The following is a 9203-nucleotide window of genomic DNA, read 5'->3' on the forward strand; positions in this document are numbered from 1 at the left end:
GGAACGACATGCTGGGGTACTTTTACGCCATGACGCTCCGTCCGCCGCCGAAGCCCCTGGCGCTCCACCGGGTGGTGGCCCTGGTCCGGCCGCCGCAGCCGGTCTTCGCCCTGGCCTGCGCCACCGAGGTGTTCGGCGACCCGGCGGGCCCGGGGGTCCTGGCCCGCTACGCCTTCGACGTCTGTACCGAACACCCCGGCCCGGTCCGCACCAGCGGCGGCTACGACATGCTGGTCGCCACGGGCCTGGAGGCGCTGGAGCGCGCGGACACCGTCGTCGTCCCCGGCTGGCACGACACCACCGACATACCCGCGACCGTGGCCGACGGGGTCCGCCGGGCCCATGAGCGGGGCGCGCGGATCGTCGGCATCTGCTCCGGTGCCTTCGTCCTCGCCGCCGCCGGAATCCTCGACGGCCGGCGGGCCGCCACCCACTGGGCCCAGGCGGCCGAACTGGCCGACCGGTACCCACGGGTCCGGGTCGACCCCGCCGTGCTCTACGTGGACCACGGCGACGTCGCCACCAGCGCCGGATCGGGCGCGGGGGTGGACCTCTGCCTCCACCTCGTCAGCGCCGACCAGGGGGCCGCGTACGCCATGCGGATCGCCCGGCAGCTGGTGATGCCGCCGCACCGCGAGGGCTGCCAGCTCCAGTACACCGAACTGCCCACCGCGGGACCGGTCGCCGACTCCCTCGCCCCCCTTCTCGAATGGGTGACGGAACGGCTCGACCAGCCCGTCAGCGTCGCCGACATGGCGGCCCGCTCCCAGGTCTCCACCCGCACCCTGACCCGGCGCTTCACCGAACAGCTGGGCATCAGCCCCGGCCGCTGGCTGCTGGACCGCCGGATCGCCGCCACCCGCGCGCTGCTGGAGGAGACCGACCTCCCGGTGGAGACCGTCGCCCGCCGGGTCGGCCTCTCCTCCGCCGTCAATCTCCGCCGCCGCTTCCACGAGGCCCTGCGCACCACACCCGCCGCCTACCGCCGCGCCTTCCGCGCGCGGGACGAGGCCGGGGGCCCCTTCGGCGGACCGGGCCGGACGCCCCCGGTCTGAGCCGCCGGAAGACCCGCCGGAGGAGGCGCGCCTCGGATCAGCGCACGGCCTCGGGTCAGCGGACGACCTCCAGGACGTTCTTCTGGAGACCGTTGGAGTAGACCTCGTGGTCCACCAGCCGCAGCGTGCGGGCGTCCGTGTCCGCCGTGCTGAAGAGCCGCTTGCCCGCGCCCAGCAGGACCGGGAAGACCAGCAGGTGGTAGCGGTCGATCAGACCGGCGTCCGAGAGGGCGTGGTTCAGGGACGCGCTGCCGTGGACGATGATCGGGCCGCCCTCGGTCTCCCTGAGCGCGGCGACCTCGTCGAGGGAGCGCAGGATCGTGGTCTCGCCCCAGCCCGTGACCAGGGCGTCCTCGGTGAGGGTCGTGGAGACCACGTACTTCGGCATCTCCTTGTACTCGGCGAACTCCGCCATGGACGGCCAGACGGGGCTGAACGCCTCGTAGCTGACCCGGCCCAGCAGTATCGCGGTGGCCTCCGCCTGCTCCTCGCCCTTGATCGCGAACGCCTCGGGGACGAACTCGACGTTCTTGTGGGTCCAGCCGGCGTTCCGGTATCCGGCCTCGCCGCCGGGGGCCTCCACGACGCCGTCGAGCGAGATGAAAGCGGTGCTGATGAGAGTGCGCATCGTGGTTCCTCGGGGTCATGGGTCGTTCTGCCGTAACAGTCATGATCTTCGACTGAGGGCCCGGGCGAAACTCATCGGTCCCCGGAAAAATCTTCGCCGCGGCTTATTGCGCATGCTGTGCAACTACACTCGATACGCAGAACAGCGGCCGAGGGAGTGGTGATGGCGCGAGGACGCATCGTGCTGGGGATCGAGTCGTCGTGCGACGAGACCGGTGCCGGGATCGTGTCGGAGGGCCGGCTGCTGGCCCATGTCGTGGCATCGAGCATGGCCGAGCACGCCCGCTACGGCGGGGTGGTGCCGGAGATCGCCGCCCGCGCGCATCTGCACTCCTTCACCCCCGTGGTCCGGGAGGCCCTGGACCGGGCGGGACTGCGGCTGTCGGACCTCGACGCCGTCGCCGTGACCACCGGACCCGGGCTCTCCGGGGCGCTCCAGGTCGGTCTCGCCGGGGCGAAGACGCTCGCCTACGCGGCCGGGGTCCCCCTCTACGGCGTCCACCATCTGGCCGGACACGTGGCGGCCGACACCCTGGAGCACGGGATGCTGCCGGACCCCTGTGTGGTGCTGATCGTCTCCGGCGGCCATACGTCACTGCTGCTGGTCCGCGATCTCGTCCGGGACCCGATCGCGCATCTGGGGGACACGGTCGACGACGCCGCCGGCGAGTGCTTCGACAAGGTCGCCCGGGTCTTCGGACTGCCCTATCCCGGCGGACCGGCCATCGACCGGGCCGCCCGGCCGGGCGACCCGGCCGCCGTCGCCTTCCCCCGGCCGCTGACCGGCCCGCGCGACGATCCGTACGCCTTCTCCTTCTCCGGGCTGAAGACCGCCGCCGCCCGCTGGGCCGAGGGCCACCGCGGCCGGGGCGAGGACGTGCCGGTGGCCGACGGCGCCGCCGCCCTCCAGGAGGCCGTCGCCGACGTCCTCACCCGCAAGGCCCTCGCGGCCTGCCGCGCCCATGAGGTGGGGACCCTGGTCGTGGTCGGCGGGGTCGCCGCGAACTCCCGGGTCAGGGCGCTCGCCGAGGAACGGTGCGCGGCGGCCGGGGTGGAGCTGAGGGTGCCGCCGATGACCCTCTGCACCGACAACGGCGCCATGATCGCCGCCGTAGGGGATCTGCTGGTCCGCGCGGGCGCCGAGCCCGCCCCGCTGGACGTGTCGATCGACCCCTCCGCCCCGCTGGAGTACGCGGCCCTCCACCCGGCCGCCGCGGGTGTGCGGGCACCCGCGGCGTGAACCGTGGGACGTCCGGGCCCCCGCCGGGTACCCGGACGATGCCCCCACCCGGACCCCTTACCGGTCCGCCGCCGACCTGACCGTTCCCCGCCGTACGCCTCGCCTGCCCGCCCGAGCCCTCCCGGAGCACACCGTGCGCACCGCCGACATCCGCACCCGATTCCTGGACTTCTTCGCCGCCCGCGGCCATACCGTCGTCCCCGGCGCCCCGCTGCCCACCCCGGACCCCACCCTGCTGTTCGTCAACGCCGGGATGGTGCCGTTCAAGCCGTATCTCACCGGCGAGCAGGCTCCGCCGTGGCCCCGGGCAACCAGTGTGCAGAAGTGCGTCCGCACCCTCGACATCGAGGAGGTCGGCAAGACCACCCGGCACGCCTCCTTCTTCCAGATGAACGGCAACTTCTCCTTCGGGGACTACTTCAAGGAAGAGGCCGTCGCCTTCGCCTGGGACCTCTCCACCCGCCCCGTCGCGGACGGCGGATACGGGCTCGACCCCGACCGGATCTGGGTCACCGTCCACCACTCCGACACCGAGGCCAGGGCCGTCTGGCGCCGGGTCGCCGACCTGCCCGACGCCCGGATCGTGGACCGGGGCGACGAGGACAACTTCTGGTCCATGGGCGTCCCCGGCCCCTGCGGGCCCTGCTCGGAGCTGTACTACGACCGGGGCCCGGCCCTCGGCCGGGAAGGCGGCCCGGCGGTCGACGAGGACCGCTACATGGAGTTCTGGAACCTCGTCTTCATGCAGTACGAACGCGGCGAGGGCCCCGGCAAGACCGGCTACCCCGTCCTCGGTGAACTGCCCCGCCGCAATATCGACACCGGGATGGGCCTGGAACGGATGGCCACCCTCCTCCAGGGGGTCGACAACCTCTACGAGACCGACGAGACCCGGCCCGTCCTGGACCGGGCCGCCGAACTCGCCGGCGTACGTTACGGCGCCGCCCCCGAGCCCGACATCCGGCTCCGGGTGGTCGCCGACCACGTCCGTACCGCGTTGATGCTGCTCTCCGACGGCGTCACCCCCGGCAACGAGGGCCGCGGCTACGTCCTGCGGCGGATCGTCCGGCGCGCCGTCCGAGCCATGCGGCAGCTCGGCTACCAGGACCCGGCCCTGCCCGAGCTGCTGCCCGTCGCCCGCGATCTGATGGCCCCCGGCTACCCCGAGGTCGCCACCGACTACGAGCGGATCGCCGACCGCGCGTACGGCGAGGAGGACGCCTTCCGCGCCACCCTCCGCCAGGGCACCACCGTCCTCGACGCCGCCGTGGCGAAGGTCAGGGCCGACGGCGGCCTCGTCCTGCCCGGGGACCGCGCCTTCCTCCTCCACGACACCTACGGCTTCCCCGTCGACCTCACCCTGGAGATGGCCGCCGAACAGGGCGTCGAGGTCGACCGCGAGGGCTTCACCGCGTTGATGAACGCCCAGCGGGAACGGGCCAGGGCCGACGCCCGGGCCCGCAAATCCGGCGGAACGGCCGACACCACGGCGCTCCGCGCCCTGCTGGACGCCCACGGCCCGACCGACTGGCGGGCCTGGGAGACCCTCACCACCGAATCCCGGGTCCTCGGACTCATCGGCCGGGACGGACCCGTGGCCGCCGCCCGCGAGGGCGAGATCGTCACCGCCGTACTGGACCGCTCCCCGTTCTACGCCGAGTCCGGCGGCCAGGAGAGCGACGCCGGACGGATCTCCGGCGCCTCCGCCGAGGCGGAGGTCCTCGACGTCCGGCGCCCCCTGCCCGGTCTGGTGACCCACCAGCTCAGGATCACGGCCGGTGAACTCGCCGCCGGTGACCCCGTGGTGGCCGCCGTCGACCCCGAGTGGCGGCTCGGCGCCCGCCAGGCCCACTCCGGGACCCATGTCCTGCACGCCGCCCTGCGGGAGATCCTCGGCCCGACGGCCCTCCAGTCCGGCTCGTACAACCGGCCGGGGCATCTCCGGCTCGACTTCCCCTGGCGCGGCGCGCTCTCCACCGCCGTCCGCGGCGAGATCGAGGAGGCCGCGAACCGGGCACTCCGCCGCGATCTGCCCGTCGGGGTGCGCTGGATGACCCTGCCCGAGGCCAAGGAGCTGGGCGCCCTCGCCCTCTTCGGCGAGACGTACGGCGAGAAGGTACGGGTCGTCGAGATCGGCGGCGCCTGGTCGCGCGAGCTGTGCGGCGGCACCCATGTCGAGCACGCGTCCCAGATCGGCACGGTCGCCCTCACCGCCGAATCGTCGGTCGGCGCCGGAATGCGCAGGCTGGAGGCGGCCATCGGAGTGGAGGGCTTCGGCTATCTGGCCCGCGAACGCGACCTGGTCTCCCGGATCGCCGAACAACTCGGCGCCCCGAAGGCCGAACTGCCGGAGCGGATCGCCGGACTGCTGGACCGGCTGAAGGCCACGGACCAGGAGAACGCCCGGCTCAAGGCCCGCGCCACGGCGGTCAGGGCGGCCGAACTCGCCGCCGGTGCCGTCGAGGCCGACGGCACCGGAGTCGTCACCACCACCGCCACCGTCGATGGTTCCCCCGACGAGGCCCGCGCCCTGGCCCTCGCCGTCCGCGACCGGCTCCCCGCCGGACGGCCCGGTGCCGTGGCCGTCGCCACCGGCACCGGCGGGCTCGTCCTCGCCCTCAACCGGCCCGCCGTCGAAGCCGGACTCCATGCGTCGGCCCTGGTCAAGCGGCTGCTCTCGGGCCGTGGCGGCGGATCCGCCGAACTCGCCCAGGGCGGCGGCGTCCCCCGGGACCGGATCGCCGGACTGCTGGCCGAGCTGCCCGGACTGCTGACCCGCGACTAGGCCGTGTCGTCGAAATGGCGCCGTCCGCCCGGAGGGCGGGGCTCGCGGCGTCCGGTGCGTGCGAATTCGCGACGGCGGTGGGGGTTCCCCGGCGAAGCCGGGGGGACGGTTTCCCCCGTACGGGACGTACTGGGAAAATCCCGGCAACGCCGGGGGTACCTCCTGTGCCCGTAGGGCACAGGGGGAGATTGTGCGTGCCGGGCGTCGCGGGCCAGGCGGGGAATTCGACGACACGGCCTGGCCCGGTCGGGCGGGGCGACGGAACCGGCGGCCCCGAAGGGCGGCGCGCCGGACCCCGCCCCGCCGGAACCGGGGTACGGGACGACCGGCCCGGGCGGCGCCACCAAGGCCGCCCCCTCCGGCGGCAGGGGCGGCGGACCGGATCGGCACCGGCCCGCCGGGGCTGCCTGTGGTCGCCGGGCGCCTGACCGGCGCTTTTCCGCCGCCCCGGGCATCGGCGCACCCCCGGACTCTGCGATCATCGTGCGGACTCCCCGGGCCGGGTCCGTACGCGACACGGCCCGGACCCGACCGACCCCGCCGAGGAGACCGGATGAGCAAACGCTCGCGCAGCGCCGCGCCCGCCCCGGGCGCGATACGCCCCACCGTGACCGTCTGCCGGGGCTGCTGCTGCGGCACCCCCAAGATCCCCGGCATCGACCACGCCGCCCAGCTGCGGGAGCTGCGTACGGCGCTGGCGGACCGGGCGACCGTCCGGGTCACCGACTGCCTCGACGTCTGCGAGCAGGCCAATGTCGTCGTCGTCCAGCCGTCGGCCGACGGCCGCAGGGCCGGCGGCCGCCCGGTCTGGCTCGGTCTGGTCAACGACCAGGACGCCACCGGTGACATCGCCGCCTGGATCGAGGACGGCGGCCCGGGTCTCGCCGACCCGCCCGACGTCCTCGACCTCTACTCCTTCAGCCCCTCCCGGCGGATCCGCGCCGAACTCCCGGATTCCTGACCCGGGCCGGGCGCGGGACCCGGCGCCGCACCCGCCGGGTATACGGCGTCCCCCGGTCCGGATCCGGCCGGGGCGGGCGGTCAGATCCGCGCGATCACGGCATACCGTTCGTCCGTCACCTCCTTGCCCCAGAGCAGGGGATCCCCGGCCAGGTCCTCCACCCGGACGCCGGCCACCAGCGGCCGGACCGCGTCCACAAGGGTGTCGGCTCCGATCCCGCCGAACCAGGGCAGCCTCTCGGCCCCGGTGACATAGGGCGTACCGCCGCCGGACTGCCGCCAGCGCCCCTCCACGAGAACGGGCGTGCCGCCGGGCCGCAGCCGCCGCACCCAGCCGCTCAGGGCGGCCGCCGGATCGGGGAGCGTCCAGACGAGATGGCGGCAGACCACGGCGTCGAACCGGGCCTCACCGGTCGGCGGATCGGCCGCGTCCCCGACGAGGAACCGGGCCGGGAGCCCGGCCGCGGCCAGCTTCGCCCGGGCCAGGGCGACCATCCGGGGTGACAGGTCCACCCCGGTCACCCGATGCCCGGCCGAGGCCGCCACCGCTGTCAGCGAGCCGGTGCCGCAGCCGATGTCGAGGACGTCACCTGGGCCGGACGGCAGCCAGGCCGCCAGCCGGTCCGTCCACGCCCGCAGGGTGGGCGCGGCGCGCAGCCCGTGGTCCGGCTCGTCGTCGAACCCGGCCGCCGCCGCGTCCCAATAGCCCTTGATCTCAGCAGAGATGGTCACCCCCCGATCGTGCCGGACGCCACTGACAATCACCCGTGACGCCCGGCGGACCGCGGTCGCCTGGCCCCACCCCCGCCCCGCGAGTCACAATGATCACAACGGTCCCCGGGTCCGCGGCGTGCCGCCGCCGGGCGCCCCGTGCGACGGGCCCGGCGTACGAGGGGAGCGGGACCATGGCCGATCACACAGCGTCTCCCGACCACTACCCGGACCGCCACGAAGCGGGCCGGTACCTCGCGGCCCTGCTCCGGCATCTGGCCGGGGAACCGGTCGTGGTGCTGGGGCTGCCACGCGGCGGCGTACCCGTCGCCGCCCCCGTCGCCGAGGCGCTGGGCGCGCCCCTCGACGTCTGCCTGGTCCGGAAACTCGGCGTCCCCTTCCAGCCCGAACTGGCCATGGGCGCGATCGGCGAGGACGGCGTCCGGGTCGTCAACGAACGGGTGGTCCGGATGGGCGGCATCACCGACGACCGGCTCGCGGCGGCCGAGGAACGGGAACGCGCGGTCCTGGACCGCCGGGCCCGGCTCTACCGGGGCGCCCGCCCGCCCGAGCCGCTGCGCGGCCGTACCGCCGTCGTGGTCGACGACGGCGTGGCCACCGGCTCCACCGCCAAGGCCGCCTGCCGGATCGCCCGGGCCAGGGGCGCGGAGCGCCTGGTACTCGCCGTCCCGGTGGCGCCCCCGGGCTGGACCGGCCTGCTCGGCGACGAGGCCGACGAACTGGTCTGCCCGCTGACCCCGGCGGCCTTCTCCGCGGTGGGCCAGTTCTACGCGGACTTCGAGCAGACGACGGACGCTGAGGTCGTGGACTGCCTGGCCCGCGCGGCCCGCCGGATCTCCGACGGGGTCACGGGTCCGCCGCCCGAGTAGCCCGAGCGGGAGGACGGGTTCGACGCCCCGGCACACGCGACGCCGCGAGCCAAGGCCGTACCGGCGCCCGGGAGTGACGCCGCGCCGCAGCTGGCCGGCGGATGCGCGGACGGGCGCCCGGGCGTAGGTTGGCGGCGATGGGCCAATGGGATGAAGCGGACGGACCGGGCGGCTCGGAGGTCGGGATCCCGGTGGGGGAGGGGCTGCTCGCCGGGCGGCTGACCGTACCGCCCGGCGCGCCGGGCATCGTCCTCTTCGCCCATGGCAGCGGCAGCAGCCGGAACAGCCCGCGCAACCGCCGGGTCGCCGCCGGACTCGCCGGGTCCGGCCTCGGCACCCTGCTGTTCGACCTGCTCACCGAGGCGGAGGCGGCGGACCGGGCGAATGTCTTCGACACCCCGCTCCTGGCGGGCCGGCTCGTCGCCGCCACCCGCTGGCTGCTGGACCGCCCGGGGACCGCGCGACTGCCGTACGGCTACTTCGGCGCGAGTACTGGTGCCGCCGCCGCGCTCTGGGCGGCGGCCGGCTCCGGCGGCCGGTGTGCCGCCGTGGTCTCGCGGGGCGGGCGCCCCGATCTGGCCGATGAGCGGCTGCCCGCCGTGACCGCCCCCACCCTGCTCGTCGTCGGCGGCGCCGACCGGCACGTCCTGGAGCTGAACCGGCGGGCGCGGCGGCGGCTCGGCGGCGAGAGCGCCCTGCTCGTCGTCGACGGCGCCGGACACCTCTTCGAGGAACCGGGCGCCCTCGACCGGGTGACGGAGGCCGCCGTCCGCTGGTTCACCGCCGCCTTCGAGGACGCCGGGGCCGTAGGCGCCGGCCGGCCGGCCGGCGCGGTCTGAGCCGGGCGCGGACCCGGGCCGGGACCCGCCCCCCCCCCCGGCCGGGGCGGGAGACCCTCACCCCGCCCGCGCCGGCGCTCACCCCGCCCCCCCGAT

At 75.1% G+C, this 9203-nt stretch carries 6 protein-coding genes and 1 pseudogene; 5 read left to right on the top strand and 2 right to left on the bottom strand.

What is annotated here, in order from left to right:
* The first annotated feature begins 29 nt into the window (after positions 1–29).
* Entirely contained in the window at positions 30–1055 is a 1026-nt protein-coding gene (locus tag ABZ714_RS32565) for a helix-turn-helix domain-containing protein (protein ID WP_358828967.1), read from the top strand.
* A gap of 55 nt (positions 1056–1110) precedes the next feature.
* Here the strand turns inward: ABZ714_RS32565 and ABZ714_RS32570 are convergent, their stop codons facing one another.
* The gene (locus ABZ714_RS32570; protein WP_358828968.1) at positions 1111–1683 is read right to left on the bottom strand and encodes a dihydrofolate reductase family protein; all 573 of its coding nucleotides are present in this window, start codon (positions 1681–1683) and stop codon (positions 1111–1113) included.
* Between the two features lie 162 nt (positions 1684–1845).
* On the opposite strand from ABZ714_RS32570, the gene tsaD reads away from it, so the two are divergent.
* The 3 genes from tsaD to ABZ714_RS32585 all read left to right on the top strand — a co-directional run bounded on the left by tsaD (position 1846) and on the right by ABZ714_RS32585 (position 6668).
* Positions 1846–2922 (top strand): tRNA (adenosine(37)-N6)-threonylcarbamoyltransferase complex transferase subunit TsaD, encoded by a 1077-nt coding sequence (gene tsaD / locus ABZ714_RS32575; RefSeq protein WP_358828969.1) that lies wholly within the window; start codon positions 1846–1848, stop codon positions 2920–2922.
* 133 nt (positions 2923–3055) lie between these two features.
* The gene (gene alaS, locus ABZ714_RS32580) at positions 3056–5707 is read left to right on the top strand and encodes an alanine--tRNA ligase (RefSeq protein WP_358828970.1); all 2652 of its coding nucleotides are present in this window, start codon (positions 3056–3058) and stop codon (positions 5705–5707) included.
* Between the two features lie 553 nt (positions 5708–6260).
* Complete coding sequence (locus ABZ714_RS32585) at positions 6261–6668, top strand: (2Fe-2S) ferredoxin domain-containing protein (protein WP_358828971.1); 408 nt, start codon at positions 6261–6263, stop codon at positions 6666–6668.
* Positions 6669–6748: 80 nt separating this feature from the next.
* Here ABZ714_RS32585 and ABZ714_RS32590 read toward each other — a convergent pair whose 3' ends face one another.
* A complete protein-coding gene (locus tag ABZ714_RS32590; protein ID WP_358828972.1) occupies positions 6749–7399 on the bottom strand; it encodes a class I SAM-dependent methyltransferase in 651 nt (216 codons plus the stop codon).
* A gap of 173 nt (positions 7400–7572) precedes the next feature.
* On the opposite strand from ABZ714_RS32590, the pseudogene ABZ714_RS32595 reads away from it, so the two are divergent.
* Positions 7573–9107: pseudogene (locus tag ABZ714_RS32595) on the top strand (phosphoribosyltransferase family protein).
* Positions 9108–9203: the final 96 nt, after the last annotated feature.

Origin of the sequence: Streptomyces sp. NPDC006798, from assembly GCF_040635975.1 — a bacterium.
Taxonomy (GTDB): Bacteria; Actinomycetota; Actinomycetes; order Streptomycetales; family Streptomycetaceae; genus Streptomyces.